Annotated in this window: 16 protein-coding genes; 13 read left to right on the top strand and 3 right to left on the bottom strand. The window is 65.0% G+C overall.

Going from position 1 to position 19550, the window contains the following annotated elements:
- Nucleotides 1–43 precede the first annotated feature (43 nt).
- From ABRP28_RS04370 to ABRP28_RS04360, 3 genes are all read right to left on the bottom strand, one after another.
- On the bottom strand, nt 44–691 hold the full coding sequence (locus ABRP28_RS04370; protein WP_350002340.1) for a dihydrofolate reductase family protein: 648 nt from the start codon (nt 689–691) through the stop codon (nt 44–46).
- A 91-nt stretch (nt 692–782) separates the two neighbouring features.
- Complete coding sequence (locus ABRP28_RS04365; RefSeq protein ID WP_350002339.1) at nt 783–1814, bottom strand: aldo/keto reductase; 1032 nt, start codon at nt 1812–1814, stop codon at nt 783–785.
- Nucleotides 1815–1828: 14 nt separating this feature from the next.
- Entirely contained in the window at nt 1829–2722 is an 894-nt protein-coding gene (locus tag ABRP28_RS04360) for an SMP-30/gluconolactonase/LRE family protein (RefSeq protein ID WP_350002338.1), read from the bottom strand.
- Nucleotides 2723–2989: 267 nt separating this feature from the next.
- Between ABRP28_RS04360 and ABRP28_RS04355 the strand changes: the two genes are divergently transcribed.
- From ABRP28_RS04355 to ABRP28_RS04295, 13 genes are all read left to right on the top strand, one after another.
- A complete protein-coding gene (locus ABRP28_RS04355) occupies nt 2990–4219 on the top strand; it encodes a S8 family serine peptidase (RefSeq protein WP_350002337.1) in 1230 nt (409 codons plus the stop codon).
- A gap of 66 nt (nt 4220–4285) precedes the next feature.
- Nucleotides 4286–6469, top strand: a complete 2184-nt coding sequence (locus ABRP28_RS04350) for a DNA/RNA non-specific endonuclease (RefSeq protein ID WP_350002336.1) — start codon at nt 4286–4288, stop codon at nt 6467–6469.
- Between the two features lie 175 nt (nt 6470–6644).
- On the top strand, nt 6645–7643 hold the full coding sequence (locus tag ABRP28_RS04345) for an NADP-dependent oxidoreductase (protein WP_350002335.1): 999 nt from the start codon (nt 6645–6647) through the stop codon (nt 7641–7643).
- A 46-nt stretch (nt 7644–7689) separates the two neighbouring features.
- A complete protein-coding gene (locus ABRP28_RS04340) occupies nt 7690–8556 on the top strand; it encodes an alpha/beta hydrolase (RefSeq protein WP_350002334.1) in 867 nt (288 codons plus the stop codon).
- A 75-nt stretch (nt 8557–8631) separates the two neighbouring features.
- Nucleotides 8632–9234, top strand: a complete 603-nt coding sequence (locus ABRP28_RS04335) for a helix-turn-helix domain-containing protein (protein ID WP_350002333.1) — start codon at nt 8632–8634, stop codon at nt 9232–9234.
- Between the two features lie 111 nt (nt 9235–9345).
- Nucleotides 9346–10389 carry a LacI family DNA-binding transcriptional regulator gene (locus ABRP28_RS04330; protein WP_350002332.1) on the top strand — a complete coding sequence of 348 codons (1044 nt, stop codon included), beginning with the start codon at nt 9346–9348 and terminating at the stop codon, nt 10387–10389.
- Nucleotides 10390–10586: 197 nt separating this feature from the next.
- A complete protein-coding gene (locus tag ABRP28_RS04325; RefSeq protein ID WP_350002331.1) occupies nt 10587–12047 on the top strand; it encodes an extracellular solute-binding protein in 1461 nt (486 codons plus the stop codon).
- On the top strand, nt 12044–12973 hold the full coding sequence (locus tag ABRP28_RS04320) for a sugar ABC transporter permease (protein ID WP_350002330.1): 930 nt from the start codon (nt 12044–12046) through the stop codon (nt 12971–12973). Before ABRP28_RS04325 ends, ABRP28_RS04320 begins: the two co-directional genes overlap by 4 nt.
- Before the next feature lie 8 nt (nt 12974–12981).
- Nucleotides 12982–13893, top strand: coding sequence for a carbohydrate ABC transporter permease (locus ABRP28_RS04315; RefSeq protein ID WP_350002329.1), 912 nt, complete (start codon nt 12982–12984; stop codon nt 13891–13893).
- A 23-nt stretch (nt 13894–13916) separates the two neighbouring features.
- Nucleotides 13917–15434 (top strand): glycoside hydrolase family 32 protein, encoded by a 1518-nt coding sequence (locus ABRP28_RS04310; RefSeq protein WP_350002328.1) that lies wholly within the window; start codon nt 13917–13919, stop codon nt 15432–15434.
- A gap of 28 nt (nt 15435–15462) precedes the next feature.
- Entirely contained in the window at nt 15463–16425 is a 963-nt protein-coding gene (locus ABRP28_RS04305; protein ID WP_350002327.1) for a carbohydrate kinase, read from the top strand.
- 166 nt (nt 16426–16591) lie between these two features.
- Nucleotides 16592–17662, top strand: coding sequence for a LacI family DNA-binding transcriptional regulator (locus ABRP28_RS04300; protein WP_350002326.1), 1071 nt, complete (start codon nt 16592–16594; stop codon nt 17660–17662).
- Nucleotides 17663–17740: 78 nt separating this feature from the next.
- Complete coding sequence (locus ABRP28_RS04295; RefSeq protein WP_350002325.1) at nt 17741–19417, top strand: ABC transporter substrate-binding protein; 1677 nt, start codon at nt 17741–17743, stop codon at nt 19415–19417.
- Nucleotides 19418–19550: the final 133 nt, after the last annotated feature.

The raw sequence follows: 19550 nt of genomic DNA, 5'->3' as shown, positions 1-19550 counted from the left end.
ATCCCGGCCCGCCACGATTGTCCGTGTCCGGCGCCTCCGGCTCCTACGAGCCGGGCAGGTTGGCACTGCCCGGCGGACCGTCCAGGATTGTGGGGATGTATTCGAGCAACTGCAGCCTGCCGTCGAAGGTCCGGCTGTCCACCATCTCAAGCGCGACGTCCGGATAACCGTCGTAGATCCGCTCCCTGCCGGTGCGGCCCGTGATGACAGGGAACACCACCAGCCGGAACCTGTCCACGAGGCCGGCACTCAGCAGCGACCGGCACAGGCGAAGGCTGCCGAGGGTGCCCAAGGGGCCGGAGCCCTTCCCTTTCATTTCCCTTACGGCCTCCACGGCGTCCGCACTGACCAGCGTCGAGTTCGGCCAGCCCAGCGGCCCCTGGAGCGTGGAGGAAAACACAACCTTGGGCACCGCTGCCAGGCCGGTGAGGCTCTCCCCTTCCTCCTCGGAAAAACCCGGGCCTCCCGCAGCGGCTTCCTCGGACATGCCGGCCATCAGCCGGTAGGTGTTCGCGCCCAGAAGGTACGTGCGGCCCTTCTGGCCCTCCTCCTCCAGCCAGGCCAGGTATTCCGGGCCCTCCAGTCCCCACCAGCCGGGCCATCCTTCGGCAGAGGCGTAGCCATCCAGGGAAATGATGAGGTCGACCATCAGCTCCGCGGAGGATGGCTCCTGTTCAGATGCCGCGCCCATGACCGTCTCCTTCTGGTGGCAGGTGGCGGCAATCGTAGCCCCGTGCCAGCTGGACCTCAAGGCCGTACTGACCTAGCGGCAAGGTGCCGCGCTACCGTCCACCTTCCATCCTGCGGCTGCGCTGCTCCTGCGCCAGCGGGCCATACGGGTAGACGCCCGTCTGCGGCTGGCTGGCTTGGGTTAAGCGGCCGGCTTCCTCAGGGCCGAGGTGCAGCCCGGCGGCGGCAAGGTTGTCCGCGAGCTGCTCCGTGGTCCGGGCACCCAGGATCACCGAGGTCACCGCCGGCCTGTCCGCCAGCCATGCAAGCGCCACCTGGGAGGAACTCACGCCGCGGGCAGCGGCGATTTCTTCCACGGCGCCGATGACTTGCCAGGTACCGGGATGGTCGTTGCGCGCCTTCCAGGCCTCCATGCCGCGCTCGGGGTTCTCGCCGAGCCGCGTGGCACCCTGGGGAGCCTGGTCCCGCTTGTACTTGCCGGACAACCAGCCACCGCCCAAAGGAGACCATGGCAGCAGCCCGATTCCGGCGTCGAGCGCGGCCGGCACAATCTCGGCTTCAATGTCCCTCACCAGCAGGCTGTACTGGGGCTGCAGGGTCACCGCCGGAGACCAGCCGTGGGCGCGGGCAACGTGGACGGCCTTGGTCAGCTGCCACCCCAGGAAGTTGGAGAAACCGTAATAGGCGATCTTTCCGCGGCTGACCGCGTCGTCAAGGAACCGCAGCGTCTCCTCGAGCGGAGTGAGGGGGTCCCAGGAGTGCAGCTGGTACAGGTCGATCTGTTCCACGCCCAGGCGCCGGAGCGAATCGTCCAGGGCGCGCGTCAACCTTCGGCGGGAGGTGCCGACGTCGTTCGGTCCCGTCCCCATCGGAAAGCGCCCCTTGGTGGCGATCACCGCCGCATCCCTGGCATCCGGGCGCTTCCCCAGCCAGCGTCCGATGATCTCTTCCGAGACCCCCGCGCTGTACACATCAGCGGTGTCGATGAAATTGCCGCCGGCGGCAAAATAGCTGTCCAGGATGGCGTGTGACGATTCCTCGGTGGCCTCCGCCCCGAAAGTCATGGTTCCCAGCGCAAAGGTGGACACGACGGTGCCGCTGCTTCCCAGGGTTCTGTACTGCATGGTTGTCCTCGCTGTCAGTTGTCGGCGGACGTTGCGGCCCGGGCGGCAGCATCGCGGGTTGTGGTGCGGATCCGGTAGAGGCTGGTGGTGGCCGTGATGTAGAGGTCCTGGCCGTCCGGGCCTCCGAAGCATACGTTCGATACTTCCTCAGGCACTTCAACGGTGTCCAGGAGTTCGAACGACGGGCAATAGACACGCACTGCCGGTCCGGCTGAGGTCCAGATCCGGCCCTGGACATCCACGCGCAGGCCGTCCGCGGCATGGCCGTCGCCAAGCTCGACGGCGGATGCCCGGCGCTTGCACACGGTCCCCAGCACATCGTAGGAGGCGATCCTCAGCGGCACGCCATGGGCCGGACCGGCCGTGTCCGTCACGTACAGGACCGACTCATCCGGCGAAAACGCCAGTCCGTTCGGATACACGAGGTCCGTCACAACAGCTGTAAGGGTCCCGGTATCAGGCTCAAACCGGAAGACGTAGCAGCCCCCGTATTCCTGCTCCCCCTCGTGCCCTTCCTTTGTTCCCGGCAGGATCCCGTACGGCGGGTCGGTGAACCAGATGCTGGAGTCGCGTGCAACCACGACGTCGTTGGGTGAGTTCAGACGCCGGCCCTGGAAAGAGTCAACCAGCCCCGTCACTGTCCCCTCGGCGTCGCGCTCCACGCGGCGGCGCCCGTGGCTGCACTGCACAACGCTGCCGTCCGCGTCCAGGGTCCGGCCGTTGGTGTACCCGGCGTCGAGGGAGTATTCCCTGGTGGCTCCTGTGGCCGCGGTGAACTCAAGAATGCGGTTGTTGGGGATGTCGCTCCACCGCACGGCCTGCGAGGAAGGAACCCACACGGGCCCCTCCGCCCAGACCGAGCCCGTGGACAGGCACTCCAGCCGGCCTTCCGTCAAACCGTGGCCCATTCAGGTCCCCTCACAATCCGTTGTACTGAGTGGCACGCAATAGGGGAAACGATAGCGCGAAGAGGTAAAACGGCACGGCATTGGGGGGCAGCGGAGTTGACGGGGCTGTTGTGCCCGGCCCTCCCGGGCAGTAACGCTGGCGTAACGCTTCCCGGCGTACAACTGGCCACGGGTGGGACCAGACGTTCACCGTGCTGGCTGATACGTCCCCTGCCGCCGCTGCGCCACCGACGCAGACCGTTCCGCGTAGAGGCCAAGGAGCCCAGGATGACCAAGCTGTTCAACCAGAAAATCATGATTCTGCGCGCGCCGTCCCTCGGCGCCACCCGTGACCCGTTCGATGGACCGGGAGCCTCCCCGGGGCTCGAAAGCGCAGCGCAGAACATCGCCGAACGGGCTGTTGGCATGACTGTCGAGCGGGACGAGAACCCCTCCGCTGCGACCCTCAACGCCCTGCGGAACGACCCCACGGTCCTGGGTTTTGCCCCCGCCATGCCCATGAAGCTCATTGAACCCTTCGACGCCGATGCTGCGCCGTCCGCTGCGGCAACGTGGGGGGTCAAGGCTGTTGGGGCGGACACCTCCCCGTTCTCCGGGGCCGGAGTGACCGTTTCGGTGCTGGACACCGGCATCGCCGCCAACCACCCGGCCTTCACCGGCGTCAACCTGGTCACCAAAGACTTCACCGGTGCGGGCAGTGCCGAGGACGACAACGGCCACGGCACGCACTGCGCCGGCACGGTCTTTGGCCGTGACATCTCAGGCCAGCGCATCGGCGTCGCACCCGGCGTCCAGAAAGCGGTCATTGGCAAAGTCCTCGGAGGCCCCAACGGCGGCAGCAGCGACATCCTGGCCTCCGCGATGCTGTGGGCCACTGACAACGGCGCCCACGTCATTTCCATGTCCCTGGGCATTGACTTCCCCGGATGGGTGGACGAGCTGGTGCAGGTGCACGGGCTGACCATCCCCGCCGCCACCTCCATAGCGCTCGAAGGTTACCGCGCCAACATCCGGCTTTTCGAACAGCTCGCCAACCTTCTCAACGCGCGAGCCTCCGTTGCCCAGACGACGATTGTGGTCGCAGCTGCCGGCAATGAGAGTGAACGCAACGGCAACCCCGCCTACGAGATCAACGTGGCGCCACCGGCTGCCGCCTTCGGGATCACGTCAGTGGCTGCCCTGGCCGACGGCGGGGGCGGACTTACCGTGGCGCCCTTCTCCAACACAATGGCGACTGTGGCCGGCCCCGGCGTCGGGGTGTTCAGCGCCTGGCTCAACGGCGGAACCAGAACGATCAGCGGCACCAGCATGGCCACCCCGCACGTGGCCGGCGTCGCGGCACTCTGGGCGGAGCGGCTCCTGGCGCAGGGACCCCTCAGTCCTGTGCTCCTCCAGGCAAAACTGATCGCTTCCGGAACGTTCAAGCCGCTCAAGGCCGGCACTGATCCCGTGGACGTTGGGGCGGGCCTGGTGCAGTCACCCACGAATGCCAACTAGGTTGGCCCGGCGCTTTACCCGAAGCGGCCAGTGACGGGCCCGCAGTAAGTCCCAAGGAGCGGACAAATGGCCATACCGGACGACGTGCTGACCGCCACCCAGGCGCGGTTCCAGGCCCGCAAGGGCCCACGCGCGGGAACGGAGGAAAAGATCGCGGAGGCCCATACCCCGCAGGGAAGCATCCTCAACGTCGATTCGACGGAACGCGTGGAACTGCGCAGCAGGCGGGTCATGCGCCAGCCGATGGTTGTCGACGCGCTGAGGGCAACGGCGGAGACCTCACCGGCAGCACGTGGCCAGGTGCGGGATGAGGTGGTGCTGGAAAGGATTATCGGCGGAAACAACCTGCTGGGCATCGCTTTCCTCGAGTTGGGCACGGCGGTCTCACGCAGTGTGGGCAGGGTTATTGTCCGCGACCGGTTCCAGATCCGCTCCTTCGGGACAGGCTTCATGATCTCGCCGCGCCTGGCGCTGACAAACAACCACGTGCTGGCAGACGCACAGTCCGCCCGCTTCTCACGGCTGGAGTTCAACTTCCAAAACGGCCTCAACGGCCTTCCCCTTGCTGCATCGCAGTTCGATCTTGAGCCGGACGCCTTCTTCCGGACGGACGCCGGACTGGATGTCACCGTCATAGCGGTTGCAGCGGCGTCACGTCCCGACGGGGCGGGCACCTCCGTGCCGCTGGCCGGCTTCGGCTTCAACCGCACCACCAAGGAGCAGGGCAAGATCCTGCTGGGCGAGTCCATCAACATCATCCAGCACCCGGAAGGCCAGGAGAAACAGCTCGCGCTCCAGCAGAACGAACTCATCGACCGCTTCGACCAGTTCCTGCACTACCACACAGACACATCGCCGGGCTCCTCCGGTTCACCGCTGTTCAACAACCAGTGGGAAGTGCTGGGCCTCCACCATTCCGGCGTACCGGCCCGCAATGCAGCAGGAGAGATCCTGACCGTGGACGGCACCGTGTGGGACAAGACCCAGGATGAGCTGCGGATCCAATGGGTGGCAAACGAGGGGATCCGCATCAGCAGCATCCTGGCCTGGCTCGGTACGCACGCCGACGGCATGACAAACGAAGAACGGGCCCTGCTGGAGGGAGCACTCAACCCGCCTCCCCTGCCTGCTGAAGCACCACATCCGGTGGAAGAACACCAGCCCCCGGTCCAGCCCCAACCTCAACCGGCGGAGCAACCCCTGGTCCCTACGGATGGGGCTGTGTCCCTCACCATCCCCCTCCACATCACTGTCCGGCTGGGCACGGTACAGGCGGCACACGCGCCGGGACCTTCCGATGCAGACCGGACCGCCAACGTTATTCCGGGGAACACTGTCCAGGTCAGCGGCGGCGCGGTGGTCGAGGAAGCCGTAGCCATAGACCCCGACTATTCGGGGAGGAAAGGATACGACCCTGAGTTCCTGGGTGTGCATGTCCCGTTGCCGTCCCTCACAGCCGAACAGCGCGCGGACGCGGCGCAGAACCGCCGTGCGGCCCCCGGGCAGGATCCAACGGTGCTGGACTACCACCACTTCAGCCTCGTCATGAACCGCAGGAGGAGGCTGGCCCTCTACACGGCCGTGAACGTCGATGGCCGGCTCAGCCAATCCCCCAAGCGGGAGCGGGACAGGTGGTACTTCGACCCCCGGCTGGACCGGTCCGAACAGATTGGCGGAGACCTCTACGCGGGCAATGACTTTGACCGCGGGCACCTTGTCCGCCGGCTGGACCCAGTATGGGGTCCGGACACCCTTGCACGGGCAGCCAACGACGACACCTTCCATTTCGCCAACTGCTCCCCGCAACACAAAAAGTTCAACCAAGGCGCATCCCTGTGGGCCGGCCTTGAGGACTACCTGCTGGACACCGCGAAGGCCGACAAGCTGCGGCTCACGGTGTTCACGGGCCCGGTCTTCACGGACGGCGATCCGGAGTTCCAGGGAACACGGATCCCGCTGGCATTTTGGAAAATCCCCGTTTTCCAACGCCCGGACGGCAGCCCTTCAGCCAGTGCCTTCATGATCAGCCAACATGAACTGGTTGGAGACATGCTGAAGGAGGCCTTCACGCCGGTTACCTTCCAGGTCCCGGTCCGCAGGATCAGCGAACTTACCGGCCTGGACTTCGGCCAGCTCTCTGGCTGGGACCCGATGAACAACGAGTCCGAGCCGCTCCCCCACGCCCAGGAGGCGCTGGCCACCGCAACTCCAGCCCGAGAGCTTCACGCTTTCGAGGACGTGCAGCTGTAGAAGGAGAGCAGCTACTTTTGCACCCTGCGGGCAGCACCTCAAGAGGTCTTGACTCAAACAATGAGTAGAGTCATAATTGAGCGTAATCATCTGGCAACGCCCAGTCCCCATGTCGAGGTACTGCTGTGCTGAGACCCGGCGCCGCCAGCCAGCAACCCAAAAGGAGCACCAAGGCATGCGAGCGTTCGTCATCACGAAATACAAGGAGCCGCTGCACGAAACGGAAGTCGCTGAGCCCGTCGTCGGGGACAGGGATGTTCTGGTCCGCGTCGAGGCTGCGGGATTGAACCAGCTGGACGAGAAGATCCGGCTTGGAGAGTTCAAGCAGGTCCTCCCCTACAAGCTCCAGCTGGTCCTCGGCCATGACCTTGCCGGCACCGTAATCCGAACCGGGCCAAAAGTGCGGGCGTTCAAACCGGGTGACCAGGTCTACGCCCGCCCCGCCACGGACCGCATCGGCACCTTCGCCGAGCGTATCGCCGTCGCGGAGGAAGACCTGGCGCTGAAGCCCACGGCCGTCAGCATGGAGGAGGCCGCCTCGCTGCCTCTCGTTGCCCTGACGGCCTGGCAGGCACTCGTCGAGCAGGGAAACGTGCAGTCCGGACAGAAGGTCCTTATTCACGCGGGGGCCGGCGGAGTCGGCTCGATTGTCATCCAGCTCGCCAAACACCTCGGCGCGACCGTTGCTGCCACCGCGGGCAGCTCCAATGCCGGGTTCGTGGGTGAACTTGGCGCGGACATCGTGATCGACTACCGCACCCAGGACTTCGAGCAGCTCCTGACCGGATACGACCTTGTGCTGGACAGCCTCGGCGGGGAAAACCTGGAGAAGTCACTGCGTATCCTCAAACCCGGCGGCAAGGCGATAGGCATCTCCGGCCCGCCGGACCCGGCTTTCGCCCGCAGCGCCGGGCTCAACCCCGTGCTGCGCCTGGCGATCACCGCGCTGAGCAGCAAAATCCGGAGGCAGGCCAGGAAGCTTGGCGTCAGCTATGAATTCCTCTTTATGCGGGCCAGCGGGGACCAGTTGCGCAAGATCAGCGCACTGGTGGACAGCGGAGTGCTGCGGCCCGTGGTGGGCAAAGTCTTCGATTTCAACGACACCCCGCAGGCGCTGGCATCCCTCGCCCAGGGCGGGATCCGCGGCAAAGCCGTGGTGACCCTCGGCGCCTGACCGGCGTCGGGCTTTTCCATCCATCAGACCTCCCAGGAGAACAACCATGGACATCAGCGACACCCCGCACGATGCCGTCGTCACCTCATACGCCAAAGCACCTGCCAACACGGTCACCGCAGGGGGCACCACCTACGCGTACCGGGAGTTGGGGCCGAAGGGCGGCATTGCGGTCGTCTTCTTCGCGCACCTCGCTGCCACGATGGATAACTGGGATCCACGCATCATCGACCCCATGGCCCGGAACCGGCACGTTATCACCTTCAACCAGCCTGGCGTTGGCGCCTCCAGCGGGCAGGTTCCGGACAGTATCGAGGCGATGGCCGACGACGCCTACAGCTTCATCACCGCCCTCGGCTTCGAGAGCATCGACGTGTTCTCCTTCTCGATGGGCGGCATGATCGCCCAGGACCTTGCCCTCAAGCATTCCGGCCTTGTCCGCAGGCTCGTGCTGGCGGGAACGGGTCCGCGGGGTGGCAAAGACATGGACAAGGTGGTCGCCACCACCTACTGGGACATATTCCGCGCCAGCCTCACGCGGTCGGACCCCAAAGAGTTCCTGTTCTTCAACCGCAACGCCACCGGCAAGCCGGCCGCGAAAGCCTTCATTAGCCGCCTCCAGGAACGCATAGTGGACCGTGACAGGCCGGTCAGCACCAGTGCCTTCCAGACGCAACTGAAGGCAATCCGGAAGTTCGGACGCTCGGCCCCGTCGGACCTCTCCGCGCTTACCAACCCAACCCTCATCGCCAACGGCGACAACGACCGCATGGTGCCCTCCATCCTCTCCGAGGACCTGCACCGGCGCATCAAGGGATCCAAATTGATCATCTACCCCGACTCGGGCCACGGCGGCATCTTCCAGCACCATGCGGAGTTCGCCCGTGCCGCCGTCGACTTCCTCGCCGCCTGACCCCACCCGGGGAAAAAGCCGTGGGACGCTACACTCATAACTGAGTCCAGTCACTTAACCTCAGGAGGTATCGCCATGCCTGCCGCTCCCCAGCCGCTCGGACGCCGCGAGCGGAACAAGCAGGAAAAGCTGGACCGCATTACTGCCGCAGCCAGCGAGCTCTTCGCAGAACACGGGATCGACGATGTGACAACGCAGCAGATCGCCGATAAGGCCGACATTGGCACCGGAACCCTGTTTCTGTACGCAAGGACCAAAGGAGAACTGCTCCTGCTCGTGCAGAATGCCCACTACGCGGAAGCGCTGGAACGGGGGCGCGCTGCTGCTGAAGCTGTCCCCGATGCACTTGACGCCGTGATGGCCATTCTCCAGCCGATTGTGGAATGCAACCGCGTCCAGGTCGAGAACGGCCGCACCTACCTGCGGGAGATGGTCTTCGGCGACCCGGCCGAGCCACGTCACAGCGAAGCCCTGCACATCGTCGCGCAGACCGAGGAGGCCGTCGCTGCCGTGTTGGGCCGCGGCGGGAAGTTCACAGCCGGCGATGCCGCAACCACCGCCCGCATCGTCTCGGCAATCATGTTCCTCGGCATGTCCGGCAGGCCGGATCCCGCCTTTCGCGTCGAGGACATTGTCCAGGACATCAGGAGCCAGATCCGCCTCCTCCTGCCCCGCTGACGCCAAGCCCCCTTCAGGCCCCTTGTGGCTCCGCCAAGCCCATGTGCGGGATACGCATCTCCTAACCTCACACGAGTTAGGTATGCTAGGCCGAAAAGCAAGGGGGCCGGTATGGTCAAACGTAAAGCGACGGCACTGGACGTGGCCCGGCGGGCGGGAGTGTCCCGCAGCGCGGTGTCACTGGTGCTTAACGGCAGGGCAACCGGCAATGTCACCGCAGAACGCCAGGAGCGCGTGCTCCGCGCCGCGGCAGAGCTGGATTACACCCCCAATTCGGTTGCCGTCAGCCTGCGCAACCAGCAAACGTCAACAATCGGCATCATTACGGACGACATCGTTACCAGCCCCTTTGCGGGCCGGCTGATCAGCGGCGCGTCCCGCACGGCCTTGGCCCGCGGGTACATGGTCCTGGTGGTCGACACGGAACATGACAAGTCCCGCGAGAGCGCCGCGGCCCAGCAACTCGTCCACCGGCAGGTGGACGGAATCATGTATGCCGCCGGCAGCCTGCGCGAAATTACCGCCCCGCCGGCGATGCTTACCCTGCCGGCTATCCTGGCCAATTGCACCGATGCGGACTCCGGGCTCCAGTCCGTCATACCGGCGGAGGTCGAAGGCGGGCGCGCCGCGGCACAGCTTCTGATTGACCTGGGCCACCGCCGCATCACGCTGTTGACTGGGACCCTCAGCTCCCCTGCCGCCCCACAGCGTGAACAGGGTTACCGCGAGGCGATGGAAGCAGCGGGATTGGGCCGTGATCAGCAGCACGTCCACGCGACCGGATGGGACATCGATGAGGGCTACCGGGCCGCTTCCTCGGTGCTGGGCGGCAGCAACCCGCCGACGGCGATCGTCTGCTCAAACGACAGGGTGGCCACCGGCGTACTGCTGTACGCGGCTGCCGCGGGACTGCGCGTACCGACGGACTTGTCCGTGGTGGGCTACGACGACCAGCAGAACCTTGCCGCGAACCTTGTTCCCGCGCTGACCACAGTGGCGCTTCCGCACGCCGAAATTGGAGCGGCAGCCATGTCCATGCTGCTGGATGCGGTGGAAGGAAAAACTGCGGCCACGGAGGACAAGGAAGAGGGAACGCTCCACGTACCTTGCCGGGTCATCCCACGGGCTTCAACCGCTGCCGTCCCCGCGGGCTAAGCAGACGGACGTTTATCCACCGCAGGTGAACCCGGCAGGAACGGCCAGTACCAGCCCTTGCCTGGATGCCTTTGTGCCGAACACGGCCTGCCTTCCCGTACCTTCCGAATGACGCCGCACAAAGAGCACCCCTCATCACTTGACACGTGTTAGGTCCGGTATCTACTCTACTTAACACGTGTTAGGAGGAGACGACAATGACGTCTGAAAAGACACCGGGGCAACCCACCCCCTCGTTCGCGCCGCGGTCCGGCAGCGGGATTTCGCAACTCACCCGGCGTTCCATGCTGGGCCTTACGGGACTCGCCGTGGCGGGAGCTACCGTCGCAGCGTGGCCCCGGCTTACCGGGACTGATATTCCCGGCCGGGGCAGCAAGGCCCTGAACATCGCCATCCTTGGAACTGCAGCGGACGCCACAGCCCGCCAGGGCCTGGTCCAGGCCTTTACCGCCGCCCATCCGGATATCCCCGTGCAGGTGCAGGCCATCCAGGGCGCCGACTGGAAGGACTTCTTTTCCAAGATCCTCACCATGGTGGCGGCCGGCACACCGCCGGACGTCGTGTACGTGGCCACGGAAGGTGCCCAACTGTTCGCCGACAAGCTCGCCGAACCCTTGGATGATTATGTCCGCCGGGATGCAGCCGAGATGAGCGACTACTTCGATGACGTTCATCCGAGCCTGCTGGAAGCCTTTATGTACCAGGGAAGCCTCTACCAGCTGCCGCTGGACTGGAACGCGGCGAACATGTACCTGAATACCACTACCTTCGCCCAGGCCGGCCTTGACCGGCCGAAAGACGACTGGACGCAGGATGACTTCAGTGCCACCCTCCGCGCCCTGCGGAAAGCACGGCCGGCGGACTTCACCCCGTACTACTGGACCAACCGCCTTTTTGGCGGAGTAGTCCCGTGGCTGTACGCCAACGACACCAGCTTCCTCACCGAGAGCAAGGCTTCCGGCGGGGACTGGCTGTGGGACCGCTTTTATCCCAAGGACCCGGCCCGGGCCACCCGCGGGGGCGGGTATCAGTGGCTGGCCCCCAACGCCGAGGACGCGCGGGTTGTCGAGACCTTCGACTACCTGCGCGAACTTGTTGCCGAAGGACTGGGCGTGCGGCCTGAATCCGGCGGCGGCAACGCCCTGGTGGGCTTGTTCGCGAACAACCGCATCGGCACCACGCCGGCGGGCGGCTACTGGGCCCAGGGCCTGCATGAAGCCGGCATGACGGCTGATCAGTTCGATGTGCAGTTCTTCCCCCGCTGGCGGACGCAGCGGCACCAGTTCGGTGCTGCCGGCTACGCGATCATGCGTACGGCTAGGGACAAGGACGCAGCCTGGGAATGGGTGAAGTTCTGCTCCAGCCGCGAAGCGATGCAGCTGGCCATGCCCAAACCGAACACCACACCCACCCGCCGCTCCATGGTGAACGAGTCCTTTTATGCCGCCACCGGCCCGCGGCACTGGAAGGTCTTCTACGACACCCTCGACAGGTTCCCCACCTCCGGCCCGATCCCCGCGCCGCCGCAGCAGGCGGCCGTGGAAACTGCCCTGATGAAGAACGTGTCCACCGCCGTCAGCGGCAGCTCCGCCGGCGTACGGTCAGCGATGGGCACCCTGCAGCGTGATCTCGAACTGGCCCTCAGGAGGAACGCATGACCACCACTTCCACCGCCCCGAGCCAAACGGTCAAACCACCGGCCGCGGGCCGCTCCTTCGTCGAACGATGGCTGGCGATGATTTTCCTTGCCCCCACCCTGCTGGGGATGGCCCTGTTCACCTTCCTGCCGATCATCGGCTCGCTGGTGCTGGCCTTCTTCCGCTGGGACATCATCTCAGCACCCGAGTTCGTCGGTTTCGCCAACTTCGCCTCCCTCGCACAGGACCCCACCGTCCGGGTGTCCTTCCTGAACACCATCGTGTTCGTCGTCGTCGCAGTAATCCTTCAACTCGGCATCGCACTCAGCCTGGCTTCCATGCTCCAGGCCAGGATGCCGTCCTGGCTCAGGGTGTTCCTCCGTTCCACCTTCTTCTTTCCCCTGGTGCTGTCCGCCGCGTCGGTGTCCATCTTCATGCGGTACATGTTCAATGAACAGTTCGGCGTGGTGAACTGGCTCCTGTCGCTCATCGGCATTCCCGCAGTCCCGTGGCTGACCAGTCCCGTGGCCTCCGCCGCCGTCGTCGTCCTGGTGTACGTCTGGCAGAACTTCGGGTTCTCCTTCCTCCTGTTCCTCGGCGCCCTGAGCAACATCCCGAAGGAACTGCACGAGGCAGCGAACCTGGACGGCGCCACGGGCTGGAAACAGTTCAGCAACGTCACCCTTCCCCTGATCAGCCCCACGGTGCTGGTCGCCTCCGTCATGGCGATCATCAGTGCCCTGCAGGTCTTCGACCAGCCGTACGTCCTGACCAACGGCGGTCCAGGGGATTCCACCCGTACCGCCGTCATGGTGATCTTCGAGTCCGCCTTCCAGCAACTGGAATTCGGCGAAGCCTCGGCCATCGGACTGGTCCTGACCGTGCTGATCCTCGCCGTCACCGCCCTGCAATTCCGCCTCAGCCGCCGCTTCGTCTTCTACCAGTGAGGTCCCTTATGTCCAGCCAGACCCTGCACACCGGGACCGACGAGCATTCGCTTTCCAGCAACGGCACGCTGGCCACCCGCAAGGCCTACCGCAACCGCCGCCTGCCCGCAGCCGGAACCGTCGGCCGGTACGCCGCGCTGGCGGTGGCGGCGGCGCTGACCCTCGGCCCTGTCCTGTGGACCCTGTCCACCTCGCTGCGGACGCCGTCGGAATCCTTCAACCTGCCGCCGTCCTTCCTCCCCATCAACCCTGACTTCACCGCCTACCAGGAGGTGTTCAAGCAGATCAACGTCGGCCTCCTGGTGCTGAACAGCGCCCTGGTGACCGGGCTGATCGCGCTTGGCCAGATGGCTTCCGCCACCTTGGCCGGCTACGCCTTCGCCCGCCTGGACTTCCGCGGCAGGAAGGCCATCTTCTCGTTGGTGCTGGCCACCATGATGGTTCCGGTGCAGGTCACCATCGTTCCGGTGTTCATGCTCATCCGCGGGATGGGCCTGTCCGATACACTGCTGGCCCTGATCCTGCCGGCCATTCCCACCGCCTTCGGCACCTTCCTGATGCGCCAGTACTTCCTGGGCCTGCCGAATGACTTTGCGGAAGCGGCCGCCCTGGACGGCGCCGGACCATGGCGGATCTTCCGCTCCGTCTACGCACCCCTGGCGGTCCCGGGCATGGCCATCGTGGGGATCCTCGCCTTCAACTTCCACTGGAACGAGTTCTTCCGGCCGCTGATCCTCACTATCAGCGAACAGAACTTCACGCTTCCCCTCGGCCTGGTCACGCTCCAAGGCAACCTCGGCACCGGAAGCATATCCGTGGTCCTCGCCGGCGTGATCCTGTCCATGCTGCCCGCACTGGTGGTCTTTATCTTCGGCCAACGCACCCTGCGCGAGGGCCTCACGGCCGGCGCGAGCAAATAACACGTACTTTCAAAAGGAACCCCATGGATACACTCACCCCGACCAGCACGGCAGCAACAACAGACAGCTACCGCCCGGCCCTGCACTACTCCGCCAAGGACACCTGGCTCAATGACCCCAACGGCCTGATCTTTCACGACGGCGTCTACCACCTCTACTACCAGAACAACCCGCTGGGAAACGTCTGGGGAAACATGTCCTGGGGCCACGCCACCTCCACCGACCTCCTGACCTGGACCGAGCACCCGGTCGCCATCGCCTGTGACGATAACGAGGACATCTTTTCCGGCAGCATCGTCCACGACCGTCACAACACCAGCGGCTTCGGCGACGGATCCACTGCGCCCCTGGTGGCGATCTACACCAGCGCCTTCAAACCGGGCTCCCTGCACGAGGGCGTCCAGGCCCAGTCCCTGGCCTACAGCCTGGACGGGGGCTACAGCTGGACAAAACACGGCGGCAACCCTGTGCTTAACCGCGGGTCCGCCGAGTTCCGGGACCCCAAGGTCATCTGGTACGACGGCGGCGCGGACAGTTTCTGGGTGATGGTCGCCGTTGAAGCCGCAGACTTCCAGGTGGTGCTTTACAAGTCCCGCGACCTGAAGGCCTGGGAACTGCTGAGCACCTTCGGGCCCGCAAACGCCACCGGCGGGGTCTGGGAATGCCCCGATCTGTTCCCCCTGCCCGTGGACGGCGACCCGGAAAACGTCAAGTGGGTCCTCACCGTCAACCTCAATCCCGGCGGGCCCAACAACGGCTCCGCCGGCCAATACTTCATCGGTGACTTCGACGGAACCACCTTCACCTCCGCCAGCACCGTGACCGAAGGCCTCCAGGACCCGGACCGGCTGGGCGACTACCAATGGCTGGACTGGGGCCGGGACTACTACGCCGCCGTCTCCTTCAGCGACGCGCCGGAGAACCGCCGCCTCATGATCGCCTGGATGAACAACTGGGAGTACGCCAACCAGATCCCCACCACGCCCTGGCGCAGCCCCATGAGCCTCGCCCGGGAAATTTCACTCCAGGCCCGCGACGGAGAACTGTGCCTGGTCCAGCAGCCCGCGGGCGACTGGACTGCCTTGGCCGGCACGGAGCAGTTCCACCTTTCCGGAACCAACATCGACGACGGCGTGCAGGTTCTGGCCGGCGCGGCCGGTACCGTCCAGCGGATTGACGTCAGCTTCACCCCCGGAAGCGCAGAGGAATTCGGCCTCATCCTGCGTGGGGACGGCGTCAAAGGAACCCGCGTTGGCATCCGCCCGGGCGAAGGCACACTGCTCGTGGACCGGCGCGAATCCGGCAGGACAGACTTCCACGATTCCTTTCCCTCCATCGATAGCGCCCCCATCCAGGCAACCTCGGGTTCCTATGACCTCACCATCTTCGTGGACCGCTGTTCCGTTGAAGTCTTTGCCCAGGACGGCCAGGTCACCATGACCGAACTGATCTTCCCGGCCGAAACCAGCACCGACGTCGCCGTCTACGCCACCGGCGGTACGGCAACCATGAACAGCCTCCAGGTCACGCAGCTCGGGTAGGGCAGCACCACAGCAAGGAACAACAGACATGCACAACAACGGGAAACCGAACCCTCCCGGGCAGGGGTTGGACGTCGTCGTCATCGGCGAAGCCCTGATCGACGTCGTCACCACGCCCGAGGGGACCAATGAACATCCCGGCGGGTCACCGGCCAACGTCGCCTACGGCCTGGCCCGCCTGGGAGTCAGCACCGGGCTGCTCACGTCCATGGGCACTGACCACCGTGGTGACGCACTCGAGGAGCACCTCACGGGCGCCGGCGTGACGCTCCTGCCCGGCTCCCGGTCACTGGAGAGAACGTCGACGGCGACCGCCACCCTCGCCCGCGATGGCTCGGCGAGCTACGCCTTCGACATCGCCTGGGATGTGGCACCGCTGGATCCTGCCCTTACTCCGCCCAGAATCGTCCACACCGGTTCGATCGCAAGTTTCCTGCCACCGGGCGCCGCCGGCGTCAAAGCCATGCTCCAGGAACTCCGCAGCGGGTGCATCATCACCTACGATCCCAACATCAGGCCGGCGCTGCTCGGAACCCATGCCGAAGCACGTCGCACTTTCGAGGAACTGGTGCAGCTCACCAGCGTGGTCAAACTCAGCGATGAGGACGCCGCATGGCTTTACCCGGGGAAGACTCTCGAGGAAACCGCGACGCACATCCTGGGTCTGGGAGCGGAGCTTGCTGTCATTACCAGGGGCTCATCAGGCTCATTGCTCGCCACAGCCAGCACCGCCCTCAGCATTCCTGCGGTGAAGACCTCCGTGGTTGACACCATCGGCGCCGGTGACTCCTACATGGCGGCCCTGATCCTGGGACTCCTCACGCGCGGAACCGGCGGCCTGGCCCCTTCCGTCCTTGACCAGCTGGGGCGCACGGCGGCAGCCGCGGCCGCGATCACCGTATCCCGGGCCGGCGCCCGGCCCCCCACCGAAGACGAACTCCGCACACAGCTCCAGCATCAGCATCAGTACCAGCTGCACTCCCACGCCTAGCACGTACCCTCGGTGCGGGGTGCGTTGATCGCCCATTGTGCGGCGACTCCCCTGCCCGGAAATGTAACCCTTGACACACGACTAGTAACGCGCGTAACCTCTCTATATGCGCAAAGTAACGCGCGTTACCTAACTGGCAGCAGTACCGATTACACCGGAGCATTCAATGGCGAAGACCACCACCTCGAACCATGCCGGGACCGCGCGGCAGCGGGGTGTCACCATGAATGATGTTGCCAAACATGCGGGGGTTTCCCGGACTGCGGTTTCGTTCGTGCTGAGCAACCGCGAAAATGCCAGCATCTCCGAAGAGACCCGCACCCGGATCAACGAAGCTGTCCAGGCCTTGGGCTACCGCCCGAATGCCGGGGCACGTGCGCTGGCATCCCAGCGCAGTGACTGGTACGGGATTGTCACCGAGATCGTCACGGCACCGTTCGCCGTCGACATCATCAAAGGTGCACAGGACCAAGCCTGGCTCGACCGCAAGTTCCTGCTCATCGCGCCCTCCGACCAGGCCGATGCCGTAGGACCCAACCAGGGCCTGGAGGACGCAGCAACCGAAAAGCTGCTGGAGCAGCGCGTGGAAGGACTTCTGTACGCAGCCACATTCCACCGTGGCGTGCACGTGCCCGAGACCGCCAAGGAAGTACCCACCGTACTGATCAACTGCTTCGACGCCGACGGGAAGCTGCCCTCGATCGTCCCGGACGAACGCGCCGGCGGCCGCACCGCCGTCGAACGTTTGCTCCGGGCCGGCCACCGCAGGATCGGAGTCATCAACCTGGACCCGGTCATTCCCGCGGCAATCGGGCGCTTGGAGGGTGCACGCGAAGCACTCGCCGACGCCGGGCTCGAGCTGGACCCGGAGCTCGTGGTGCCGGGATATGCAACGGCAGACGGCGGGTATGAGGCCGCGTGCCGCATCCTGGACCGCTACCCGCAGGAGGACAGGCCAACAGCGCTGTTCTGCCTCAACGACCGCATGGCGATGGGCGCTTACGACGCCATCAAGGAACGGGGCCTGACCATCCCCGGGGACATCGCCGTGATTGGCTTCGACAACCAGGAACTGATTGCGGCCTACCTCAGGCCCAAGCTGACCACGGTTGCGTTGCCGTTTGAAGAAATGGGCGCCCTGGGAGTCCAGACGCTCGCAGCTCTGACAGCAGGACAGCCGATTATTGCCGACCAGCAATTGGTCGGCTGTCCGCTGCTAGAACGCTCTTCGGTCTGACCGCGAAATCACTTTCGAAGAGCAACCCCTCCCCCACCCCTTCACCTTGCTGATGAAGATAGGAAAGAGATAACCATCATGACACAACCCCGATTCCTGAGGGCTGCCCGCACCACGGCGGCCGGGCTGGCGGTAGGCGCATTGCTGCTGACCGGCTGTGCGGCCAACGGCAACAAGGCTGCCGGCACCGACGCCGCAGCCAACGCCAGCGCCTTCCTCACCATTCCGCGTGAGGACATGGGCACGTTCGTGCAGAACTTCAACCCGTTCGCCCCCACCGTCAACCCGATGGTCCAGCAGTCCATCTACGAGTCGCTGCTGATCTTCAACCCGGCCAAGGGTGACACGGTGCCGTGGCTGGCCACTGATTGGGAGGCCGCCGACGATGGCAAGTCCATCACCTTCACCCTGCGCGACGGCGTTAAGTGGTCCGACGGCCAGCCCTTCGTGGCCGAGGACGTCGCCTACACCTTCGAGCTCCAGAAGAAGATCAAGGGTGGCTTCGAGTACCTGGACACCGTGAGCGCCGAAGGCACCAACAAAGTGACCTTCACCTTCAACAAGCCGTGGTCGCCGGCCCTGTACGACGTCGGGCACCTCACCATCCTGCCCAAGCACATCTGGTCCACCCTTGCCGACCCGGAGAAGGAGGCCAATGCCAAGCCCGTCGGCACAGGCCCCTACACCGAGGTTGACAGTTTCCAGGCCCAGTCGTTCGTGCTGAAGAAAAACCCCAATTACTGGCAGCCGGAAAAGCAAAAGATCGCTGGTATCAAGATGCTTGCCTTCGCAGGAAACGACGGCGCCAACCTCGCCGCCGCGAACGGCGATGTGGACTGGGCCCCGCAGTACATCCCGAACATCGAAAAGACGTTCGTTTCCAAGGACAAGGAACACCGCCACTACTGGTTCCCGGCCACCGGCGCCATGATTAACTGGCAGCTCAACACCACCAAGGCGCCCTTCAACGATGTTGACGTCCGCAAGGCCCTGAGCATGGCCGTCGACCGGGAGCAGGTCACCACGATCGGCATGAGCGGCTACGCCGAGCCTGCGGATTGCACTGGGCTTTCCGGCAACTACGAGACGTGGAAGAACAACGAGGTCAAGGAGAACTGCACCTGGACCAAGCTGGACGTCCAGAAGGCCAATGAGCTGCTGGACAAGGCGGGATACCCGAAGGGTGCCGACGGCAAGCGCACGCTCAAGGACGGCAAGCCGTTCGAATTCAAGATCTCCGTGGGAGCGTCTTCTTCCGACTGGCTGTCCGTGGCCAACGTGATCGCGCAGAACCTGGCAGAAGTCGGCGTCACGGCAAAGGTGGAGTCCCCGGACTGGGCTGCCGTGGTTGCCGGCTACGAGACGGGCGACTTCGACTCCGGCATCGTCTGGAGCGCCAACGACCCCAGCCCGTACAAGTACTTCAACTCCTCCATGGGTACGGCCACGGTCAAGCCCGTGGGCACCAAGACGTTCGACAACTACCACCGCTTCGGCGACGCCGAGGCTGACGCCCTGCTGGCAGAGTTCGCGGCGGAGTCGGACGAGTCCAAGCAGAAGGACATCGCCAACAAGCTGCAGGAAGAATACGACGACGCCGCACCGCTGGTGCCGCTGTTCTCCGGTCCGGAGTGGGGCGCCTTCAACGACACCCGCTTCACCGGCTGGCCCACCGAGGACAACCCCTACGCAACCCTTTCGGTCCGCTCACCTTCTACGGTGCTCGTCCTGACCACGCTGGAACCGCGCAAGTAATCCCCACCGCCTCCCTAGCCTCGCTTCGCTTCGGCCAGGGAACCCGGGCGGCGTGGGCCCATCACGCACCACCGCTGGCCGCCGGATCATCCGGCGGCCAGCCCGCAAACTTTCCGTAATTCCCGAATGGAGG

The sequence above is a fragment of the Pseudarthrobacter sp. WHRI 8279 genome (assembly GCF_040224115.2).
GTDB lineage: Bacteria > Actinomycetota > Actinomycetes > Actinomycetales > Micrococcaceae > Arthrobacter.
This window is presented reverse-complemented; position numbering and strand designations above follow the sequence as displayed.

What these genes read in the sequence shown, in the direction of transcription:
- ABRP28_RS04335 (WP_350002333.1), top strand. Translation starts at nt 8,632, where the DNA reads ATGCCTGCCGCTCCCCAGCCGCTCGGACGCCGCGAGCGGAACAAGCAG.
- ABRP28_RS04330 (WP_350002332.1), top strand. Translation starts at nt 9,346, where the DNA reads ATGGTCAAACGTAAAGCGACGGCACTGGACGTGGCCCGGCGGGCGGGA.
- ABRP28_RS04310 (WP_350002328.1), top strand. Translation starts at nt 13,917, where the DNA reads ATGGATACACTCACCCCGACCAGCACGGCAGCAACAACAGACAGCTAC.
- ABRP28_RS04295 (WP_350002325.1), top strand. Translation starts at nt 17,741, where the DNA reads ATGACACAACCCCGATTCCTGAGGGCTGCCCGCACCACGGCGGCCGGG.
- ABRP28_RS04315 (WP_350002329.1), top strand. Translation starts at nt 12,982, where the DNA reads ATGTCCAGCCAGACCCTGCACACCGGGACCGACGAGCATTCGCTTTCC.
- ABRP28_RS04325 (WP_350002331.1), top strand. Translation starts at nt 10,587, where the DNA reads ATGACGTCTGAAAAGACACCGGGGCAACCCACCCCCTCGTTCGCGCCG.
- ABRP28_RS04300 (WP_350002326.1), top strand. Translation starts at nt 16,592, where the DNA reads ATGGCGAAGACCACCACCTCGAACCATGCCGGGACCGCGCGGCAGCGG.
- ABRP28_RS04320 (WP_350002330.1), top strand. Translation starts at nt 12,044, where the DNA reads ATGACCACCACTTCCACCGCCCCGAGCCAAACGGTCAAACCACCGGCC.
- ABRP28_RS04355 (WP_350002337.1), top strand. Translation starts at nt 2,990, where the DNA reads ATGACCAAGCTGTTCAACCAGAAAATCATGATTCTGCGCGCGCCGTCC.
- ABRP28_RS04350 (WP_350002336.1), top strand. Translation starts at nt 4,286, where the DNA reads ATGGCCATACCGGACGACGTGCTGACCGCCACCCAGGCGCGGTTCCAG.
- ABRP28_RS04370 (WP_350002340.1), bottom strand. Translation starts at nt 691, where the DNA reads ATGGGCGCGGCATCTGAACAGGAGCCATCCTCCGCGGAGCTGATGGTC.
- ABRP28_RS04305 (WP_350002327.1), top strand. Translation starts at nt 15,463, where the DNA reads ATGCACAACAACGGGAAACCGAACCCTCCCGGGCAGGGGTTGGACGTC.
- ABRP28_RS04345 (WP_350002335.1), top strand. Translation starts at nt 6,645, where the DNA reads ATGCGAGCGTTCGTCATCACGAAATACAAGGAGCCGCTGCACGAAACG.
- ABRP28_RS04340 (WP_350002334.1), top strand. Translation starts at nt 7,690, where the DNA reads ATGGACATCAGCGACACCCCGCACGATGCCGTCGTCACCTCATACGCC.
- ABRP28_RS04365 (WP_350002339.1), bottom strand. Translation starts at nt 1,814, where the DNA reads ATGCAGTACAGAACCCTGGGAAGCAGCGGCACCGTCGTGTCCACCTTT.
- ABRP28_RS04360 (WP_350002338.1), bottom strand. Translation starts at nt 2,722, where the DNA reads ATGGGCCACGGTTTGACGGAAGGCCGGCTGGAGTGCCTGTCCACGGGC.